Source organism: Acidimangrovimonas sediminis (assembly GCF_002871005.1).
GTDB lineage: Bacteria > Pseudomonadota > Alphaproteobacteria > Rhodobacterales > Rhodobacteraceae > Acidimangrovimonas > Acidimangrovimonas sediminis.
On the sequence record NZ_PHSN01000001.1, the window covers coordinates 381040 to 399379 of the forward strand.

The 18340-nt window shown below is 69.6% G+C and carries 18 protein-coding genes and 1 pseudogene; 6 read left to right on the forward strand and 13 right to left on the reverse strand.

Annotated elements, in window-relative coordinates; translation table 11 throughout:
* Window positions 1–303 precede the first annotated feature (303 nt).
* Entirely contained in the window at window positions 304–1350 is a 1047-nt protein-coding gene (gene epmA / locus CVV76_RS01700; protein WP_102222871.1) for an EF-P lysine aminoacylase EpmA, read from the reverse strand.
* A gap of 108 nt (window positions 1351–1458) precedes the next feature.
* Between epmA and efp the strand changes: the two genes are divergently transcribed.
* On the forward strand, window positions 1459–2025 hold the full coding sequence (gene efp / locus CVV76_RS01705) for an elongation factor P (protein WP_102222872.1): 567 nt from the start codon (window positions 1459–1461) through the stop codon (window positions 2023–2025).
* A 132-nt stretch (window positions 2026–2157) separates the two neighbouring features.
* Here the strand turns inward: efp and CVV76_RS01710 are convergent, their stop codons facing one another.
* Window positions 2158–2958, reverse strand: a complete 801-nt coding sequence (locus tag CVV76_RS01710) for a substrate-binding domain-containing protein (RefSeq protein ID WP_408607870.1) — start codon at window positions 2956–2958, stop codon at window positions 2158–2160.
* Between the two features lie 69 nt (window positions 2959–3027).
* Window positions 3028–3204 (reverse strand): annotated as a pseudogene (locus tag CVV76_RS25665) (LacI family DNA-binding transcriptional regulator); the annotation flags it as partial.
* Between the two features lie 178 nt (window positions 3205–3382).
* On the opposite strand from CVV76_RS25665, the gene CVV76_RS01715 reads away from it, so the two are divergent.
* Genes CVV76_RS01715 through CVV76_RS01730 form a run of 4 tightly spaced genes read left to right on the forward strand, consistent with a single transcriptional unit; the run spans window position 3383 to window position 7103 of the window.
* Window positions 3383–4522 (forward strand): aryl-sulfate sulfotransferase, encoded by a 1140-nt coding sequence (locus tag CVV76_RS01715; RefSeq protein ID WP_102222874.1) that lies wholly within the window; start codon window positions 3383–3385, stop codon window positions 4520–4522.
* Window positions 4513–5340: an ABC transporter permease gene (locus CVV76_RS01720; RefSeq protein WP_102222875.1), complete on the forward strand. Its 828-nt coding sequence runs from the start codon at window positions 4513–4515 to the stop codon at window positions 5338–5340. The genes CVV76_RS01715 and CVV76_RS01720 overlap by 10 nt, the downstream gene beginning before the upstream one ends.
* 5 nt (window positions 5341–5345) lie before the next feature.
* Window positions 5346–6137 carry an ABC transporter ATP-binding protein gene (locus CVV76_RS01725; protein ID WP_102222876.1) on the forward strand — a complete coding sequence of 264 codons (792 nt, stop codon included), beginning with the start codon at window positions 5346–5348 and terminating at the stop codon, window positions 6135–6137.
* A gap of 18 nt (window positions 6138–6155) precedes the next feature.
* On the forward strand, window positions 6156–7103 hold the full coding sequence (locus CVV76_RS01730) for an ABC transporter substrate-binding protein (RefSeq protein WP_102222877.1): 948 nt from the start codon (window positions 6156–6158) through the stop codon (window positions 7101–7103).
* Here the strand turns inward: CVV76_RS01730 and thiD are convergent.
* The 10 genes from thiD to araD form a co-directional block, all read right to left on the reverse strand.
* Window positions 7100–7855 (reverse strand): bifunctional hydroxymethylpyrimidine kinase/phosphomethylpyrimidine kinase, encoded by a 756-nt coding sequence (gene thiD, locus CVV76_RS01735; RefSeq protein WP_102222878.1) that lies wholly within the window; start codon window positions 7853–7855, stop codon window positions 7100–7102. The genes CVV76_RS01730 and thiD overlap by 4 nt on opposite strands.
* Window positions 7852–8814, reverse strand: coding sequence for a HesA/MoeB/ThiF family protein (locus CVV76_RS01740; protein WP_102222879.1), 963 nt, complete (start codon window positions 8812–8814; stop codon window positions 7852–7854). Before CVV76_RS01740 ends, thiD begins: the two co-directional genes overlap by 4 nt.
* Window positions 8811–9437 carry a thiamine phosphate synthase gene (locus tag CVV76_RS01745; protein ID WP_102222880.1) on the reverse strand — a complete coding sequence of 209 codons (627 nt, stop codon included), beginning with the start codon at window positions 9435–9437 and terminating at the stop codon, window positions 8811–8813. The genes CVV76_RS01740 and CVV76_RS01745 overlap by 4 nt, the downstream gene beginning before the upstream one ends.
* Window positions 9437–10192, reverse strand: coding sequence for a thiazole synthase (locus tag CVV76_RS01750; RefSeq protein WP_102222881.1), 756 nt, complete (start codon window positions 10190–10192; stop codon window positions 9437–9439). Before CVV76_RS01750 ends, CVV76_RS01745 begins: the two co-directional genes overlap by 1 nt.
* Window positions 10193–10195: 3 nt before the next feature.
* Window positions 10196–10393 (reverse strand): sulfur carrier protein ThiS, encoded by a 198-nt coding sequence (thiS, locus tag CVV76_RS01755; protein ID WP_102222882.1) that lies wholly within the window; start codon window positions 10391–10393, stop codon window positions 10196–10198.
* Window positions 10377–11366: an FAD-dependent oxidoreductase gene (locus tag CVV76_RS01760; RefSeq protein WP_102222883.1), complete on the reverse strand. Its 990-nt coding sequence runs from the start codon at window positions 11364–11366 to the stop codon at window positions 10377–10379. The genes thiS and CVV76_RS01760 overlap by 17 nt, the downstream gene beginning before the upstream one ends.
* Complete coding sequence (gene thiC / locus CVV76_RS01765) at window positions 11363–13150, reverse strand: phosphomethylpyrimidine synthase ThiC (protein WP_102222884.1); 1788 nt, start codon at window positions 13148–13150, stop codon at window positions 11363–11365. Before thiC ends, CVV76_RS01760 begins: the two co-directional genes overlap by 4 nt.
* Before the next feature lie 437 nt (window positions 13151–13587).
* Window positions 13588–14298 (reverse strand): ribonuclease activity regulator RraA, encoded by a 711-nt coding sequence (locus tag CVV76_RS01770; RefSeq protein ID WP_102222885.1) that lies wholly within the window; start codon window positions 14296–14298, stop codon window positions 13588–13590.
* Window positions 14299–14369: 71 nt separating this feature from the next.
* Complete coding sequence (locus tag CVV76_RS01775) at window positions 14370–15269, reverse strand: dihydrodipicolinate synthase family protein (RefSeq protein ID WP_102222886.1); 900 nt, start codon at window positions 15267–15269, stop codon at window positions 14370–14372.
* A 7-nt stretch (window positions 15270–15276) separates the two neighbouring features.
* On the reverse strand, window positions 15277–17019 hold the full coding sequence (gene araD / locus CVV76_RS01780; RefSeq protein ID WP_102222887.1) for an L-arabinonate dehydratase: 1743 nt from the start codon (window positions 17017–17019) through the stop codon (window positions 15277–15279).
* Between the two features lie 235 nt (window positions 17020–17254).
* Here araD and CVV76_RS01785 point away from each other — a divergent pair, with 235 nt between their 5' ends.
* Window positions 17255–18298 (forward strand): type 2 periplasmic-binding domain-containing protein, encoded by a 1044-nt coding sequence (locus CVV76_RS01785; protein ID WP_102222888.1) that lies wholly within the window; start codon window positions 17255–17257, stop codon window positions 18296–18298.
* Window positions 18299–18340: the final 42 nt, after the last annotated feature.

Below are 18340 nucleotides of genomic sequence, written 5' to 3' on the forward strand. Positions count from 1 at the left end.
CCGCGCGCGCGCCGGGTCAAGCGGGGTCGCGCGGGGATTGCACGGACTGGGGGGGCGCCGCGGCTGCCCCGGAGGTGCGGCGCCGGGGGTGCCCATTCCCTGTGACGCCGCATCCGCGGGGGTTTCACACCCCCGCACCCGCCGCATCTGCGGGGGTTTCACACCCCCGCACCCCCGTGGGATATTTTCGAACAGAAAGTGGGAAGGGGCCTGTCTGCCTGCGGGGGAAGTGCCGCGGGGCATGGGGCGATGGCTTTGGTGCGACGAGGGCGCGGCAGGGGCGTGGCCGGGCGGGCGGAGCGGTCAGGCGCCGCCGGAGACGGGCACCCAGAGCACGTCGTCGATGCGCGGTGCGGCGGTGGCCAGCATCGCCAGCCGGTCGAAACCCAGAGCGATGCCCGAGGCCGGGGGCATCCGGGCCAGCGCCGCGAGGAAATCCTCGTCCAGCGGGTAGCGTTCGCCGTAGATCCGTTCCTTCTCGTCCATCTCGGCCTCGAAGCGGCGGCGCTGCTCGGCGGCGTCGGTCAGTTCTCCGAAGCCGTTCGCCAGCTCCACTCCGCAGGCGTAGACCTCGAACCGCTCGGCCTCGCGCGGGTCGTCGGGGCAGACCCGCGCAAGCGCCGCCTCGGCAACGGGGTAGCGGTCGAGCATGGTCAGCCGGCCGTGACCGAGGTGGGGTTCCACCCGTTCCGACAGCACGCGCGAGAAGATGTCGGACCAGCTGTCGTCCGCCGCCGTCCGCACCCCCGCGGCCGCGGCCTGACGGGCCAGGGCGGCGGCGTCGGTCGTGCCGTCGGCGGCAAGCGTCGACAGCAGGTCGAGGCCGGCATGGCGGCGGAAGGCCTCGGCCACCGAAAGCCGCTCGAACGCCTCGAACGGGTCGCAGGACAGTGCGCCGAAGCGCAACAGGGGCGTGCCCGCGGCCTTGCAGGCGGCGCGGGCCATGGCGGCGACATCGTTCATCAGCACGCTGTAGGCTTCGCCCGCCCGGTACCATTCCAGCAGCGTGAATTCGGGCGAATGGCGCGGCCCGCGCTCGCGGTTGCGCCAGACATGGGCGAAAGAGAAGATCCGCGTCTCGCCCGCCGCCAGCAGCTTCTTCATCGCGAATTCGGGCGATGTGTGCAGGTACATCCGCTGCCCCGCGCCGTCATTCCCGATCATCTCGGTCGCGAAGGCGTGCAGGTGGGTCTCGTTCCCCGGGCTGGGGACCAGCGCGGGCGGGTCGATCTCGACGAAGTCCTGCGCCCCGAGAAGCGCACGGATCGCCGCCTGGGCGCGGTTGCGCGCCATCAACATGGGCCGGCGGTCGGCGTGGCGCGCGGGGGACCACCACGGGCTCTCGGTCATGGCAAGGCACCTCTCCACTGGAAATTGCTGGCGAACTCGGCTAGGGCCGGGGCCAAAGGCGCATAAGCCGCGCACCCTCCATCTGCAAGATCTGCAAGGACACCAGAGATGAAAGTCATCGCCTCTTCGCTCCGCAAGGGCAACGTCGTGGAAATGAACGGCAAGCTCTACGTCGTTCTCAAGGCCGAAAACTTCCACCCCGGCAAGGGCACGCCCACGACCTCGGTCGACATGCGCGGCATCGCCGACGGGGTGAAGACGACCGAGCGCTGGAAGACCACCGAGCAGGTGGAGCGCGCCAACGTCGACGAGCGGGAGTGGGATTTCCTCTATGACGACGGCGAGGGGTTCCACTTCATGAACCCCGAGACCTACGACCAGACGGTGGCCACCGAGGAAGTGGTGGGCGATTCCAAGGCCTACCTGGAGCCGGGGATGAAGGTCTTCCTGCAGACCTACGAGGGCCGCCCGATTGCGATCGAGCTGCCGCAGAAGGTGACGGTGGAGATCGTGGAGACGGAGCCGGTGGTGAAGGGGCAGACCGCATCGTCGAGCTACAAGCCCGCGCAGACCAACATCGGCGTGCGGGTGATGGTGCCGCCGCATATCGACGTGGGCACCCGCGTGGTGATCAACACCGCCGACAACACCTACGTCGAGCGCGCCAAGGACTGACGGGAAGGGGGCGCACGCGCCCTGACGATGTCACCGTGACCGGGGGGCGGGCCAAAGCCGGCCCCCGTCATTTATCCGGCGGAAGGAACGCGTCGGGCGTCTCCCGCTCTGCGCGAGGGAACCCGGGCGGGGTCACGGTGTGGGACCGGTGGAGGCCCGGGCGATCAGCCTTGGCGCCGGACTGGGGATCACGGGGGACACCGGCAGCCCGTCGATGAGGTCGAGAAGCGCACCGGTTGCGGCACGAGCGACCGCGTCGAGGTCAAGGTCGACCGCGGTCAAGGGCGGGGTGGCGGAGCGGGCGCGAAGCCCGTCGTAGCGCGTCGCGACCCGGACAGTGCGCGGCACGTCGCGCCCGGCCGTCTGCAGCGCCATCATCGCACCGGTGGCCTGGGCGTCGACCGGCACCAGCACGCCGTTGAGATCTGGGTGGGCCGCGAGATGTGCGGTCAGCGCCTCGGCCGCGGCGGCTTCGCCCCGGGTCTCGTCGACGCGCAGCACATGGGGCGGCATGCCGATTTCGGCGGCGCGGGCGCGGTAGCGCTCTTCGAAGGCCTCGTAGTAGCGCCGTGCGCTGGTGCCGATCATCAGCGGAAAGCGCCGGGCGCCGCTGTCCAGCAGGTGGGCAATCAGGAGGTCGGCCGTCTCGGGGTAGTGCAGATCGACATGGGCCGCGACCTGCCCGTGCGCCGCACCGATCGCCACGGTGGGGATCGCCCGCGCCGAGAGAAGCGGCAGGAAGGGATCGTCCCGCGCCGGCTCGACCAGCAGCGCGCCGTCGAGGGGAACCGCCCGCAGCGCCGCCTCCGGGTCGGCGATCGGTGGCACGAGGACCAGCGCCACGTCGCGGGTAAGCGCGGTGAGCGCCGCCGCCCCCGCGATCTCCATCATGAAGCCCAGCTTCGAGGGGCCGGCGGCCACCGCCGTCGACATCGAGGAGAACAGCGCGATGGTGTTGGCACGTCCCGTGCGCATGCCGCGCGCCGCCATGTTGGGACGGTAGCCCAGCTCGCGGATCGCCGCGTCGATGCGGGCGCGGGTCTCAGCATCGACGCGGCGCTTGCCGTTGATCGCGTTCGACACCGTGCCCGCCGACACACCGGCGAGTCGCGCCACATCGACCACCGTCGCCCGCCGTCCGCCCGGCTTTTCCGGATCATCCATTCTTCTTGCGTCCATTTTCTGTGCATTTCCGCCGAAACTGCGCCTGCCCGGCGGGCGCCGGTGGGAACTTGCTGCCCCCTTTTGATTAAAACGTTTTAACGACAGGCGAGCAAGCGCATATGGTCATTAAAACGTTTTAACGCGACAGGAAGCGGCGCCGGGCGCCGGGAACGTCGCAGGGAAAGGAGAGGCCATGACCGCGACCATCCTCGACAGGGCCGCCACGACATTGCCCGACCAGATCACCTTGCGGCGCCGCCGCACCGGGCTGACGGCGCTGAGCCCGCAGCGGACGGCGGGGGGCTTCACCCTCTTCGCGGGCCAGACGGCCGCGGGGCGGGTCGACCTCGTCGATATCGAGGGACGGGTGGCGCATCAATGGCAGATGCCGGTGCGCGCGGGCCGCGACGCGGTGATCCTGCCCAACGGCAACCTCGGTTACAACGGCAGTCACGCGACCTCGGCCGCGCTCTACCCGGCGTGGGATCTCTGGCACGGCGGCGATTTCTACGAGGCGACGCCGGAGGGTGAGATCGTCTGGCGTCACGAGGACATCCATCACCATCACGACGCGCAATGGCTGGCGAACGGCAACCTCCTCTACACCGCCGCTGCGCCGATGCCGGCAGAGCGGGCGACCCGCGTGACCGGGGGCGACCCGCGCAAGGACGGCGCCGACGGGGTCATCCAGTCCGACATCGTGCGCGAGGTGAACCGCAAGGGCGAAACCGTCTGGGAATGGCGCGCGTGGGAGCATCTGGACCCGGCGGATTTCCCCATCCATCCGATCTTCGACCGCCGTCACTGGCCGATGATCAACGGCCTGTCGGTGACCCGCGACGGGCTGATCCTGATGAGCCTGCGCACCACCTCCGGCGTGATCGCGGTGGACCGTGCAACTGGTCGCGTCGTCTGGCACGTCGGCCCCGACGTGGTGGCCCAGCAGCACACCCCGATGGAGATGGAGGGCGGTTCGATCCTCGTCTTCGACAACGGCAACCTCAGGCAGGGGTCGACCTCTCCCTTCAGTCGCGCGCTGGAGTTCGACCCGAAGACGGGGCAGGTGGTCTGGTCCTATACCGACCCGATGCCGCCCACCTTCTTCTCGCCCTACATGGGCAGCTGCCAGCGGCTCTGGAACGGCAACACGCTGATCTGCGAAAGCGCCTTCGGGCGGTTGTTCGAGGTGACGCCCGCGGGCGAGACCGTGTGGGAATACGTGATCCCGGATTTCGACGAATACCCCGCGCCGCTGAACCGCTTCATCCTGGGCGCGCACAATTCGTGCTTCCGGGCGCATCGGTACCGGGCGGAGCAGGTGTCATGGCTGTGAGCGATCTTGGCGATCCTCCCGCCGTGCCCCGCCGGGGGGCGCGCGTCATGCCGCTCGGCCTGCTGGCGGGCTCGGCCCGGGTGGTGCGGCCGCTGATCTCCTTCGTCTTCGTGCTGGCGATCTGGTCGGGGGTTGGGGCCGCGCAACTGGTGCCCGAAACCATTTTTCCCGCGCCCTGGACGGTCTGGAACGCGACGGTCGAGATGTGGCAGATGGGCACCCTGGCGGGGGACCTCGCCGTCTCACTCAGCCGTGCGGCGATCGGCTTCGCCATCGGCGCCACGCTGGGGGTTGCGCTGGGGCTGATGACCGGGCGGATCGCGCTGATCCGCACGCTTCTTGGCCCGTTCCTGTCGCTGCTGCGGCCGATCCCGGCGATCGCGCTGGTGCCGGTGGCGATCGTGTGGTTCGGGATCGGCGAGGGGTCGAAGTACTTCGTAATCTCCTACACCGTGTTCCTGACGGTCTGGTTCAACACCCACCACGGCATGGAATACGTGCCCGAGATCTATTTGCGGGCCTCGCGCAGCCTCGGCGCCTCGCGCCGGCGCGAGTTCCTGACGGTGATCATCCCCGCCGCCGCCCCCTACATCTTCGCGGGTCTGCGGCTGGGCGTCGCGCTGGCCTTCCTCAGCCTCGTTGCGGCGGAACTGTCGGGGGCGTCCTCAGGCCTTGGCTACCGGCTGCAGGAGGCGCGGCAGTACATCCGCACCGATCGCATGTTCTCGCTGCTGATCATCCTCGGTGCGCTCGGCGCGTCGGTGGACATGGTCGTGCACCAGATCGGGCGCAAGCTCGTCCATTGGCAACAGGGATAGGACGCATGACCCGGATGACCGCAGAAGGCGATGTGCGCGTCGACGACGTCGCGATCCGCTTCAAGGGCAAGGACGGTCCGGTGACCGCCCTCGACCGGACCACGCTGCGGCTGAGGCCCGGCACCTTCACCGCGCTGATCGGCCCCTCGGGCTGTGGCAAGTCCACGCTGATGAACGCGATCGGCGGCTTCGTGGCCCCCAGCGGCGGCGCCATCACCATCGACGGGGCCGAAGTCACCGGCCCCTCGGCCAAGGTGGGCGTCATCTTCCAGCAATACGCGCTGTTCCCGTGGTTCACCGCGCTCGGCAACGTGCGTTTCGCGCTGCGCCGGTTCGGCCTGCCCAGGGCGCAGGAGATCGAGCGCGCCCATGCCGCCCTGGCCGAGGTGGGCCTCGGCGCCCATGCGGGCAAGTTTCCGCAGCAGCTTTCGGGCGGAATGAAGCAGCGCGTGGCCATCGCCCGCACCTTCGCCTGCGGGCCCAAGGTTCTTCTGATGGATGAACCCTTCGGCGCGCTGGATGCGCAGACCCGGCTGGGGATGCACGACCTGCTGATGGGGGTCTGGCAGAAGCACCGCGCGACCGTCCTGTTCGTCACCCATGACGTCGACGAGGCGCTGCTGCTGGCCGACGACGTGCACGTGATGAGTCAGGCGCCCGGCCGCCTGATCCGCCAGTATCACCTGCCGCAGCCCCGGCCGCGCGCGTTCAACCGCTCGGGGTCGGAACTGCTCGACATCCGTGAAGAAATCCTTGGCCTCCTGCGCCCCGAGGGCGTGCTGGCCGCAATCCACTAGACCGACAGGAGAGAGACGATGAGCCTTCTGAGACATCTCGCGTTGGGCGCCATGCTCGCGCTCGCCCCGGCGCTGGCGCATGCCGGCCAGCTGGTCTTTGCGTGGAGCCCGAACCCCCAGACGCCGCAGGTCGATGTCGCCCTCGAGAAGGGGTACTTCAAGGACGCGGGCCTCGACGTGAAGATCGTGCCCTTCAACTCCGGCCGCGCCGGGTTCGAGGCGCTTCTGGGCGGGCAGGTCGACGTGGCCTTCATGGCCGAGTTTCCCGCCGCCACCGGCGCGCTGATGAAGCAGAAATTCGTCATCGTGGGCGATCTGGCGCGCTTCACCGGCTCGCGCATCATCGGCAACAGGAAGGCCGGGCCGCTGACCGGCGTCTCGGATCTGGCGGGGCGCAAGATCGGCACGACGATCGGCACCAACGTGCACTACTTCCTCGACACCGCGCTGGCGGAGGCCGGGGTGAAGGCGACCATCGTCTCGGCCGCACCCTCCGACCTCGTGCCCGCCGTGTCGCGCGGCGATGTGGATGCGATCGCGCCGTTCCCGACGTTCTACGGTGCGGCGAAGAAGACGCTGGGCGCGAATTACGAGGAATTGCGCGTGCCAGGCTACAAGGTGCATTTCATCCTGGCCGCGACGCCTGCGATGACCGGCAAGCGGGCGGCGGACCTCAAGGCCTTCATGGCGGCGCTGAAGCGCGCCGACCGTGACGTGGCCGCCGATCCCAAGGCTGCGATGGCCGCCGTCGCGAAAGACATGAACGGGGCGATGTCGCCCGATGCGCTGGCCGCGATGTGGAAGGATGTCGACATCGGGCTGACCCTCGACGACGGGCTGACCGATCTGATCCTGTCGGAATCGAACTGGATCCTGAAGCAGGGCGTGGTCCGCGCCAAGCCGCTGACCCGGGCGGAGGTCGCGGCCTACATGGCCCCCGCGGCGCTGGACGCCGCGACGAACTAGGGCGCATCGCACCGCGGCGGGGCAGAAGCGAACCGCCGGGCCAGGTCTTCCCTGGCCCGGATAATGGCCTCCGCCAGATCCGCCCCGTGGCACAATCCCGCAGCGATGGCGCTGGCAAGGTGGCAGCCCGTGCCACGCAGGGCGACCGGCTGGCGCGGCGCGGAAAAGACCTGCGGGGCGGTGCCCGGGCGGTAGAGCCGGTCCTCGCACCGCGCGGGATCGGTCCCGTGCCCGCCCTTGACCAGAACCGCCCCGCAGCCGCGGTCGAGGCAGGCCGCGGCCTTCGCGCCCTCGTCCACCCCCTCGGGCAGCCCCAGCGCGTGGCCCAGCCGGTCAAGTTCTGGCAGGTTCGGTGTCAGGAGCGTGACGCGCGGCAGAAGCTCCGCGATCAGCGCCGCGACCCCCTGGGGATCGAGCAGCGCGCGGCCCGAGCTGGCGGCCAGCACGGGGTCGAGGACAAGGGGCGCCGAGGGCAGGGCGGCGGCAACCGCGCGTACGATACCCGCGCGGCCCAGCATCCCGATCTTGACGGCACCGACCGTGCCCCGGGTCGTGGCCTGCATCTGGGCGGCGACGCTGGCGGCGGGCACCGGGTGCAGGTCTTCGACCGCCGCATCGGTCTGGGCCGTGACGGCGGTCACGACGACCCGCGGCGTCAGCCCGAACCGCGCAACCGTCACCGTGTCGCGCACGATCCCCGCGCCGCCGCTGCTGTCCATGCCGCCGATCAGGAGAAGCGCGGGCAGGTTCATCCCGCCTCCGCGAGGACGGCGAGCGCACCATGCCCCCGCGCGGCAAGCACTTGCGCCGCGCGCCAGGCCCGCACGCCCGAGCGGCAGCACAGCACGACCCGACCGGGCGGTGGCTGCCAGCCCGTCACCTGCCCGGGCGACAGGCGCAGCGCACCGGGCACCACGGGAACCGGGGCCTCGCAGGTGTCGCGCAGTTCGACCACGGTGTCGCCGGAGGCCAGCGCGTCGGGCGACAGGAACGGGAAGGACCCGGCCCCCGGCTCCGGCGCGCCGTCGAAGCGGAAGCTGGCAAAGCGCCACTGCGCGAGGTCCAGCGTCACGCATTGCCCGAGGGGGGAGGGCGCATGCCCCAGCAGCACCCCGAGCGCCATCTGCGCCTGCAGCGCGCCCACCGCCGCCACCGCGGGCCCCATCACCCCCGCCGTCGCACAGCTTGCCGCGCTGCTCGGCAGGTCCGGGAACAGCGCGCGATAGCTGGGCGCGGTGCCGCAGAAGCCCCCCGCATGCCCCGCGCGCCCCAGCACCGAGGCCGCGATCAGGGGGATCCGGCGGTCGCGGCAGAGATCCGACAGGATGTAGGTCACGGCAAAGCTGTCGGCCGCGTCGATCACCAGCCCGACGCCATCGAGCATGGCGGCGGCGGTGCCGGCGGTCAGCCGCGCGGCAACCGGCTCGACCCGGCAGGCGGGGTTCAGCCGTGTCAGCTCCCGCGCGGCGCAGTCGGCCTTGTGCTGGCCCAGGTCGTCCATGCGGTAGAGCGTCTGACGGTGAAGGTTGCTCTCCTCCACCCGGTCGGGGTCGAGGATCCGGATCCGGCCGATCCCGGCACCGGCCAGCGCGGGCAGCACGGTCGCGCCCAGCCCGCCGGCGCCGACCACCAGCACATGCGCCGCCGCCAGCCGGGCCTGCCCGTCCGCGCCAACCTCCGGCAGGATCGCCTGGCGGTCATAGCGGCTCATGGCGCGCCCCTCCCGGCGGCGGCGGAGGTGGCGGCGGTGACAGCCAGCCATTCGCGGCAGCGGGCCGCGGGGTCGGCGGCCTGCTGGATATCGGTGACCACGGCGGCGCTGTCGGCGCCTGCGGCCAGCACGCCCGCCACGCGGTCGGGCGTCAGCCCGCCGATCGCCACCAGCGGCACACTGCCCGCCAGCCGCCTCCATTCGGTGACTCGCGCAAGCCCCTGCTCGGCCCATTTCATCTTCTTCAGAAGCGTCGGGTAGATCGGCCCGAGCGCGATATAGGCGGGGGCGCAGGCCAGCGCGCGGTCCAGTTCGGCATGGTCGTGGGTCGACAGACCGTAGCGCACGCCCGCCCGTTTGAGCGCGGCAAGATCGGCACGGTCGAGGTCCTCCTGCCCGAGGTGGACGAAGTCGATGCCCAGATCCAGCGCCAGTTCCCAGTGATCGTTGAGGATCAGCTGCGCACCATGGCGGGCGCAGCAGGCCTGCGCGCGGATGGCCTCGGCCCGCAGGGCATCGGGCGAGAGATCCTTGGCGCGCAGTTGCACCAGCCGCACGCCCTGCGGGACGAGGCGTTCGAGGCGCGCCGCCGTGGCGGTGATCAGGTAGAACGGATCGAGCATCACAGCACCGCCAGCCCGAAGACCGGGGTCGAGGGGGCGGCCATGTCGCGCGGCTCCATCAGCCCCGCGCCATGGGCCGCGCGCCCTGCCGCCACCGCCTGCCCGAAGGCCCGGGCCATGGCCACCGGATCGCCCGCGCGCGCCACGGCAGTGTTCAGGAGAACGGCGTCGAAGCCCAGTTCCATCGCCCGCGCCGCCTCGCTCGGCGCGCCCAGCCCCGCGTCGATCACCAGCGGCACGCCGTCGAAATGCGCCCGCATCCGGCGCAGCGCCCCGACATCGCTCAGCCCCTGACCGGAGCCGATCGGCGCGCCCCAGGGCATCAGCACCCTGCACCCGGCCTCGATCAGCTTCTCGCCGACGATCAGGTCGTCGGTGGTGTAGGGAAACACCTCGAACCCCTCGTCGCACAGGATCCTCGCGGCCTCGACCGTGGCGAAGGGATCGGGCTGAAGCGTGTCCGCATGGCCGATCACCTCCAGCTTGATCCAGTCGGTGGCGAAGACCTCGCGCGCCATGCGGGCGGTGGTGACCGCCTCGGAGACGCTGTGGCAGCCGGCGGTGTTGGGCAGCACCCGGCAGCCCGAGGCGGCGACGAGGTCGCGAAAACCCGCGCCACCCGGGCCTTCGCGCCGCAGGCTCACGGTGATCACCTGCGTGCCCGAGGCGGCGATCGCCTCGGCCAGCACGGCGGGAGAGGGGTATTGCGCCGTGCCCAGCATCAGGCGGCTGGTCAGGTCGGTGCCGTAGAACATGGCTCAGCCCCCCTGCATCGGCGCCACGATCTCGACCCGGGCGCCTTCGGTCAGGCTGGTCGCGGGGCGCAGGGCGCGCGGGACGAATTCGGCGTCGAGGGCGGTGGCGACCGAGGTGGCGTCGAGCGCGCGTTCCTCGACCAGATCGGCCAGGGTTCGGGCGGCGGTCTCGACAGGGGCGCCGTTAAGCAGGATCTGCATGGGCATTCTCCTTGGTCAGGATGGCCGCCGCGGTTTCGGCCAGGTGCGGCGACATCAGGAAACCGTGGCGGTGGAGGCCGGCGACGAAGACACGGTCGCCCCGTTCGATCACCCGGGGCAGGTTGTCGGGCAGTGCCGGGCGCAGGCCCGCGCCGGTCTCGATCACCTGCGCTTCGGCGAAGGCCGGGTGCAGCGTGTAGGCGGCCGACAGCAGTTCCATCATCGCGCGGGCGGTGACCGGGCCGGTCAGGTCGCTCTCCACCATCGTCGCGCCGATCATGAAGCGGTGGTCGGCGCGGGGCACGACGTAGCAGGGAAAGCGCGGATGCAGCAGGCGGACCGGGCGGGTCAGGGTCACGTCGGGCGCCTCGACGATCAGCATCTCGCCTCGGACGGCGCGCAGGTCGGGCAGACGGTCGCGGGCGGCAAGGCCCCTGCAATCGACGATTCTGCCTCGCGGCTCGGTGGCGGCGCCGAAGTGCAGCGCGGCCCCCAGCCCGCGCAGGCGGTCCGCCAGCGCGCGGCGCGCGGCGCGGGGGTCGAGGTGCGCCTCGGTCGGGAAATGCAGGCCGGTGGCGAAGCGCCCCGCCAGCGCGGGTTCCAGCGCGCCGGGGTCGACGCGCTCATGCGCCCGCGTGGCCCGGGCATAGCGGTCAAGCTCCGCCCGGTCGCGGGGCGGGGCGACGACCAGCGTGCCGCGCCGCGCGACGCCCGGCACCCGTGCCGCCCACCAGTCGCAGGCCAGCTGCCCGGCCTGCACCACCGCCTCGGGCGCGGCCTCGCCCTCGCAGAAAGGCGCGAGCATGCCGCCCGCGTACCAAGAGGCACCGCGCGGCGCGGGGTCGGTGTCGATCAGCTCGACCCGCGCCCCGCGCTCGGCCAGGGCCGTGGCGGTGCAAAGCCCCGCCACGCCCGCACCGAGGACCGAGAAGTCCGGTGGGAAGTCCGGTGGGAAGTCGGCGGCGGATGTCACCCCTCCACCTCTTCGGCCGGCATGTAGAGATCGCCGCCGTCGCGGTACTTCTCGGCCATCTTCTCCATCCCGTCGCGTTTTTCCGCCTCGGCCCGGATGTCGTGGCTGATCTTCATCGAACAGAACTTGGGCCCGCACATCGAACAGAAATGCGCCAGCTTGTGCGCCTCCTTCGGCATCGTCTCGTCATGCATCTCGCGCGCGGTGTCGGGATCGAGGCCGAGGTTGAACTGATCCTCCCAGCGGAAGTCGAACCGCGCCCGGCTGATCGCGTCGTCGCGGGCCTGCGCGCCGGGGTGCCCCTTGGCAAGGTCGGCGGCATGGGCGGCCAGCTTGTAGGTGATCACCCCGGTCTTCACGTCGTCGCGGTCCGGCAGGCCAAGGTGTTCCTTGGGCGTGACGTAGCAAAGCATCGCGGTGCCGAACCAACCGATCATCGCCGCGCCGATGGCGCTGGTGATGTGATCGTAGCCCGGCGCGATGTCGGTGGTCAGCGGCCCGAGGGTGTAGAACGGCGCCTCGTGGCAGTGTTTCAACTGCTCGTCCATGTTGGCCTTGATCTTGTGCATCGGCACATGGCCAGGCCCTTCGATCATCACCTGGCAATCCTTGGCCCAGGCGATTTTCGTCAGCTCGCCCAAGGTGTGCAGCTCGGCGAACTGTGCCTCATCGTTGGCGTCGGCGATGGAACCGGGGCGCAGGCCGTCGCCAAGGCTGAAGGACACGTCATAGGTGCGGCAAATGTCGCAGATCTCGTCGAAATGCTCGTATAGGAAGCTTTCGCGGTGATGGTGCAGGCACCATTTGGCCATGATCGACCCGCCGCGCGACACGATGCCGGTGACGCGCTTGGCCGTCATCGGGATCATGTGCAGCCTGACGCCCGCGTGGATGGTGAAGTAATCCACGCCCTGTTCGGCCTGCTCGATCAGCGTGTCGCGGAAGATCTCCCACGTCAGGTCCTCGGCCACGCCGCCGACCTTTTCCAAGGCCTGATAGAGCGGGACGGTGCCGATCGGAACGGGGGCGTTGCGCAGGATCCAGTCGCGGATGTTGTGGATGTTGCGGCCGGTCGACAGGTCCATCACCGTGTCGGCGCCCCAGCGGATCGCCCAGACCATCTTTTCGACCTCCTCCTCCATCGAGGAGGTGACGGCCGAATTGCCGATATTGGCGTTGATCTTCACCAGGAAGTTGCGGCCGATGATCATCGGCTCAAGCTCCCGGTGGTTGATGTTGGCGGGGATGATGGCGCGGCCCGCCGCGATCTCGTCGCGCACGAATTCCGGGGTCACGAGGTCGGGCAGGTCGGCGCCCATCGGGTCGCCGTCGCGGGTGTGGGCGGCCTTCCGCCCCTCGTTCTCGCGGATCGCCACGAATTCCATCTCCGGCGTCACGATGCCCGCGCGGGCGAAGGCGAGCTGCGTCACTGCCTGCCCGCCGGTCGCGCGCAGGGGATCGCGGCGGACGGGGAAGGCGGGGGTCAGACGGCCGCCCTCGGCAAAGCCGTTGTCGGCGGCGGTGACGGTGCGGCCCGTGTAGGCCTCGACCGCGCCGCGGGATTGCAGCCAGCCGCCGCGCACCTCGGGCAGGCCCTTGGCGATCTCGATCTTTGCGTCGGGGTCGGTATAGGGGCCGGAGCTGTCATAGACGCGCAAGGGCGCCTCATCGGTCAGGGTGATCTCGCGCATCGGCACGCGAAGGGGGTGCAGCGCGCCCTCGGCATAGATCTTGCGCGAGGCGCTGAGCGGGGTGGTGGTGATCTGTGGAACGACACGGTTCATTCTGGTCTCCTCTCGCGAAAAGACCCGAGTGTGAAACGGAGGCAGAAAGGGGCCGCAGGGGCCCGCCCGGTGAAAGGGAAAAGGGCCCATTGGCCCGAAAGGGCCCCCATGTCGATGGTTGGGGGGGATACCCTTCGGTCTTCCTACGCCAGTATCAACTGGGTCAGGTTCGAAGGGTCGCGTCACCGGGGTTTCCCCCTGTCAGCCTCTCAGTCCCCTTGGCGGGACTCCCCTGACGTGGGGGTGAGCATAGGCCCATGCGGCGGCCTGTCAATCGTCGTCTTCGGGGGCAGGCAGGTGGCAGCGTCGGGTCAGGGGTAGGGCGCGTTCAAACGCACCCTACGAGGCGCCGGGTGTCAGGGCGCCGGGTGTCAGGGCGCCGGGTGTCAGGGCACGGCGCATGCAGCGTGGTGAGCAGCCGGCTGAGGAGGGGCGCCTCAGCGCCCGGTCTTCTCGCGCCAGGCGTTGAAGGTCGCGAGGTGTTCGTCCTTCGTGCGGGGGTAGAGGCCGATGATCGTCGCCCCCGCCTTCACCTGCTCGACCACGAAATCCTCGTAGGCGCTCATCTCCACCGCCTCGCGGGCGACTTCGTCGGCCAGATGGGCGGGGATGACGATGACGCAATCGTCGTCGCCCACGATGACGTCGCCCGGGAAGACCGGTGCATCGCCACAGCCGATCGGGCCGTTGATCTCGATCGCCTCGTTGATCGTCAGGTTGGTGGGCGAGGAGGGGCGGTGGTGGTAGGCGGGGATGTCCAGATCGGCGATCGTCGCCGCATCGCGAAAGCCGCCATCCGTCACCACGCCCGCGCCGCCGCGCACCATCAGCCGGGTGATCAGGATGTCGCCGGCCGAGGCCGCGCGGGCATCCTTGCGGCTGTCCATCACCAGCACGTGGCCCGGCGGGCAGGTCTCGATCGCCTTGCGCTGGGGGTGGTCGGGGTTGCGGAACTCGGACAGCTGGTTGCGGTCCTCGCGCGCGGGCATGTAGCGCAGGGTGAAGGCCGGGCCCACCATGTTGCGGCCCTTGGCGCCCACCGGGTGGACGTCCTGGATCACCTGATTGCGCAATCCGCGTTTGTAAAGTGCCGTGGCCAGGGTCGCGACCGACACCCCCATCAGCTTCTCGCGTGTGTCCTCGTTCATGATGCCTCCTCCTCGGGCAATCCGGGGCACAGGGTGCCCCTGGTCATGTGATCGCGAAGTTCCCCGGGCGTTCAGGCCAGCCTGCTGGCCTTGAGGAACGCCGTCATCCGGGCCTGCTGGCTGTCCGTCAGGGGCCAGGCCGAGGGCGGCCGCGTCGGCCCGCAATCGTGCCCGGTGGCGATCAGCGCGGCCTTCACCCCGGTCACGTTGGTGCCGCCAAGCTCCTCCGCCCGGATATCCTCGAACGGCTTCATCTCCGCGATCAGGGCATTGGCGCGCGGGTAGTCCCCCGCCTCGAGGGCGGCGTGGATGGCAAGCGAGCGTTCGGGCCAGACGTTGATCAGCCCCGAGGTGAAGCCCCGCGCGCCCACGGCGTAGAAGCTGGGCGCCCAGACCTCGGCGAGGCCGCCGACCCAGGTGATCGACGGATCGCAGGCGGCGATGGCGGCCGCAAGCTTCATCGGGTTCGGCGTCGCCCATTTCACGCCCTTCACGCCCGGGATCTCGCACAGCGCGCGGATCCCGTCGGTGCCGATCGCGTCATTCCGGAGGTACAGCATCAGCGGCAGCCCGCCGCCGGCCTCGGCCACCTGCCGCACATAGTCGACCGTGCCGCGGGGCGAGACGAAGGGGTCAGGCGGCTGGTGCACCATGAGGGCGGTGGCCCCGGCCTTCGCACTCTCCTCGGCCAGCCGGCAGGCATCGCCGATGGATTTGCCGACCCCGGCCAGAAGGGGCGCGCGGTCGCCCACCAGCTGCGCCACCTCGCGCACCATGAGGCAGGCCTCGTCGGTCGTCAGGCCGTAGAATTCGCCGGTGTTGCCGTTGACCACCGGCATGTGCAGCCCGGCCGCCAATGCCCTGTCGAGGATCGGGGAAAGGCGGTCGGGGGCGACCTTGCCGCCCGCGTCATAGGGGGTCACGAGGATGCCGGAGATACCGGCGAGGGCCGCGTCGAGATCATGGGTCATGGGGGCCTCAGAAGATATCGGGTTCGCCCGCCGTGCGGCCGAAATCGGATTGCAGGAAGTCGAAGTCGCAGCCCTGGTCGGCCTGGGTGACGTGGCGCGAATACATCCAGCCCCAGCCGCGTTCGAACCGGGCCGGCGGCGGGGTCCAGGCGGCCTTGCGCGCCGCGATCTCGGCGTCATCCACCAGCATGTCGAGGCGTCGCGCGCCAAGGTCGAGACGCACGATATCCCCGGTCTTCAGCAGCGCGAGCGGCCCGCCCGCGAAGCTTTCGGGCGCCACGTGCAGGACGCAGGCGCCGTAGGAGGTCCCCGACATTCGCGCGTCGGAGATGCGCAGCATGTCGCGGTGCCCCTGCTTGATCAGCGCCTTGGGGATCGGCAGCATGCCCCATTCCGGCATGCCCGGCCCCCCCAGCGGTCCCGCGTTGCGCAAGACCATGACGTGGTCGGGGGTGACCTCCAGCGTCTCGTCATCCACCGCCTTCTTCATCTCGGGGTAGCTGTCGAAGACCAGCGCGGGCCCCTCGTGGGTATAGTACTTCGGGTCGCAGGCGGCAGGCTTGATGATCGCACCGTCCGGGCAGAGGTTGCCGCGCAGCACGGCAAGCGACCCCTCGTGGTAGACCGGGTTCGACAGAGGGCGGATCACGTCGTCGTTGTAGACCTCGGCGCCCTCGAGGTTCACGCCCAGCGTCTTGCCGGTGACCGTCAGGCAGCCGGTATCCAGCCGGTCCTCGATCTGTTTCATCAGCGCGCGCAGGCCGCCCGCGTAGAAGAAATCCTCCATCAGGTAGTCCTTTCCGGAGGGGCGGACATTGGCGATCAGTGGCGTCTCGCGCCCCAGCGCATCCAGCGCGTCGAGGTCGAGGGGGATCCCCGCGCGCCGCGCCATGGCGATCAGGTGGACGACGGCGTTGGTGGAACAGCCCGTCGCCATGGCCACGATCGCCGCGTTGCGCACCGCGGCTTCGGTGACGATCCTCGCCGGTGTCAGATCCTCCCACACCATCTCGACGATCCGCCGACCGCAGGCCGAGGACATGCGCTGGTGCCCCGAATCCACCGCGGGGATCGACGAGGCGCCGGGCAGTGTGAGCCCCAGCGCGTCGGTGATCGCCATCATGGTGGAGGCCGTGCCCATCGTCATGCAGGTGCCGGCCGAGCGCGCGATGCCGCCCTGCACGCCCAGCCACTCCTCGTCGGTGATGTTGCCGGCGCGGCGTTCGTCCCAATATTTCCACGCGTCCGAACCGGAGCCGAGGATGCGCCCGGCGTAGTTCCCGCGCAGCATCGGGCCGGCGGGAAGGTAGATCATCGGCACGCCCGCGCTGATCGCCCCCATCACGAGGCCGGGGGTGGTCTTGTCGCAGCCGCCCATCAGCACCACGCCGTCCAGCGGGTGGGAGCGGATCATCTCTTCCGTCTCCATCGCCAGCATGTTGCGGTAGAGCATCGAGGTCGGCTTGGTGAAGCTTTCGTCGACCGAGAGGGTGGGCATCTCGACCGGGAAGCCGCCGGCCTGGGCGATCCCGCGCTTCACGTCCTTCACCCGCTCGGGAAAGTGCGAATGGCAGGAGTTCAGCTCCGACCAGGTGCTGAGGATGCCAATCACCGGCTTGTCGCGGAATTCCTCCTCGGCATAGCCCAGCTGCATCATGCGCGAGCGGTGCCCGAAACTGCGCAGGTCGTCGGGCGAGAACCAGCGCGCGGAGCGCAATTCCGCAGGGTGCTTGCGGGGCGGCTCGGTCATGGAAATCCTCCTCACTTCTTCGTTGTAATGTATGCGTATGCAAATGCACGTGTCAACGCGGCTTTCGGGATTCACTCAACCATAAATCAATCCAACATGGGTGCTTGACAGGGGCGCTGAGTCCATGCTGACTATTATGAATGCGCTTGCATTGGCGGGCGGAATGGTGCGGCCGGAGGAGGTTTGGCGGCGCCGCAAAGGCCGCGCACGACGTGGCATGACACGGGAGGATCGGATGAATTTCACGCGCAGAACCCTTCTGGCGACCGCCGGTGCGGCGCTTGCGACGCGGCCGCTGGGCGCGCTGGCGGCCGGTAAGCTGCCACGCAACGTGCGGCTGGTGATCGGGTCGAAATCGACCGGTGGCGACACTTACCAGAACTCGGCCATCGTGGCGGATGCGCTGGCCAAGGAGCTGGATATCAACATCAAGGTCGACGCGGTCGGCGCGACCCAGGCCTTCAAGGCGCTGGAGCGCGACAGCCGCGGCACCACGATGATGATCTTCCACGATCAGAGCTATCTGGGCTGGCTCTACGGCCGCACCGGCTATGTCGACCCGTTCAAGACCTACGCGATCGGGCCGACCGTCGCGATCAACCCGGGCAACGCCTATCTCGTGGCCAAGAACTCGCCCTACAAGACCATGGGCGACGTGTTCAAGGCGGCCGCCGACGGCAAGCGGATCCGCGTCGCGATTCAGCCCGGCGGCGTCAGCGAGATCGGCTTTTCGGCGATGAAGAATGCGGCCAAGGTGATGCACCCCGGGTCCGAGAAGAACCTTGTCGCGGTCAACACCGGCTCTCAATCCGACAAGAACCAGGCGCTGTGGGACGATCTGGCCGATGTCATCAACGGCTCGATCCAGGCCAACGAGCAGTTCACGCAGCTCGACGCCTCGGACAAGAAGGCGATGCGCTTCATCTGGATCACCGCGCGGCAAAAGACGCTGGAGCAGGCGCCCGAGAAGGGCATGGGCAAGACCACCCGCGACGACCTGCTGAAATACGCCTCGCCCGAGACCTCGGTCACGCTGGACGGCAAGAAGGATTTCACCTTCGACAAGGAATTCTTCTTCATGTTCAACAAGAAGATGGATCCGGCGATCATCGAGACGGTGAACCAGGGGCTGGCTGCGGTGTTCAAGAAGGGCGAGATCCAGAAGCGCCAGAAGGCAGCGTTCTTCATCCCGAACTACCTGCCGACGGATCAGGCGCTGGCCCATCTCAAGGACAAGGCCGACACCTACGCCAAGGTGATCAAGGACATCCGGAGCTAGGCCCGGCAGAACCCGCGGGTCCGGCCGACCGGGGCCGGGCCC

Excerpts from the sequence above, each read along its gene's own strand:
- epmA (WP_102222871.1), bottom strand. The coding sequence starts at position 1,350 with ATGACCGAGAGCCCGTGGTGGTCCCCCGCGCGCCACGCCGACCGCCGG.
- efp (WP_102222872.1), top strand. The coding sequence starts at position 1,459 with ATGAAAGTCATCGCCTCTTCGCTCCGCAAGGGCAACGTCGTGGAAATG.
- CVV76_RS01710 (WP_408607870.1), bottom strand. The coding sequence starts at position 2,958 with ATGTCGACGGCGGTGGCCGCCGGCCCCTCGAAGCTGGGCTTCATGATG.
- CVV76_RS01715 (WP_102222874.1), top strand. The coding sequence starts at position 3,383 with ATGACCGCGACCATCCTCGACAGGGCCGCCACGACATTGCCCGACCAG.
- CVV76_RS01720 (WP_102222875.1), top strand. The coding sequence starts at position 4,513 with ATGGCTGTGAGCGATCTTGGCGATCCTCCCGCCGTGCCCCGCCGGGGG.
- CVV76_RS01725 (WP_102222876.1), top strand. The coding sequence starts at position 5,346 with ATGACCCGGATGACCGCAGAAGGCGATGTGCGCGTCGACGACGTCGCG.
- CVV76_RS01730 (WP_102222877.1), top strand. The coding sequence starts at position 6,156 with ATGAGCCTTCTGAGACATCTCGCGTTGGGCGCCATGCTCGCGCTCGCC.
- thiD (WP_102222878.1), bottom strand. The coding sequence starts at position 7,855 with ATGAACCTGCCCGCGCTTCTCCTGATCGGCGGCATGGACAGCAGCGGC.
- CVV76_RS01740 (WP_102222879.1), bottom strand. The coding sequence starts at position 8,814 with ATGAGCCGCTATGACCGCCAGGCGATCCTGCCGGAGGTTGGCGCGGAC.
- CVV76_RS01745 (WP_102222880.1), bottom strand. The coding sequence starts at position 9,437 with ATGCTCGATCCGTTCTACCTGATCACCGCCACGGCGGCGCGCCTCGAA.
- CVV76_RS01750 (WP_102222881.1), bottom strand. The coding sequence starts at position 10,192 with ATGTTCTACGGCACCGACCTGACCAGCCGCCTGATGCTGGGCACGGCG.
- thiS (WP_102222882.1), bottom strand. The coding sequence starts at position 10,393 with ATGCAGATCCTGCTTAACGGCGCCCCTGTCGAGACCGCCGCCCGAACC.
- thiC (WP_102222884.1), bottom strand. The coding sequence starts at position 13,150 with ATGAACCGTGTCGTTCCACAGATCACCACCACCCCGCTCAGCGCCTCG.
- CVV76_RS01770 (WP_102222885.1), bottom strand. The coding sequence starts at position 14,298 with ATGAACGAGGACACACGCGAGAAGCTGATGGGGGTGTCGGTCGCGACC.
- CVV76_RS01775 (WP_102222886.1), bottom strand. The coding sequence starts at position 15,269 with ATGACCCATGATCTCGACGCGGCCCTCGCCGGTATCTCCGGCATCCTC.
- araD (WP_102222887.1), bottom strand. The coding sequence starts at position 17,019 with ATGACCGAGCCGCCCCGCAAGCACCCTGCGGAATTGCGCTCCGCGCGC.
- CVV76_RS01785 (WP_102222888.1), top strand. The coding sequence starts at position 17,255 with ATGAATTTCACGCGCAGAACCCTTCTGGCGACCGCCGGTGCGGCGCTT.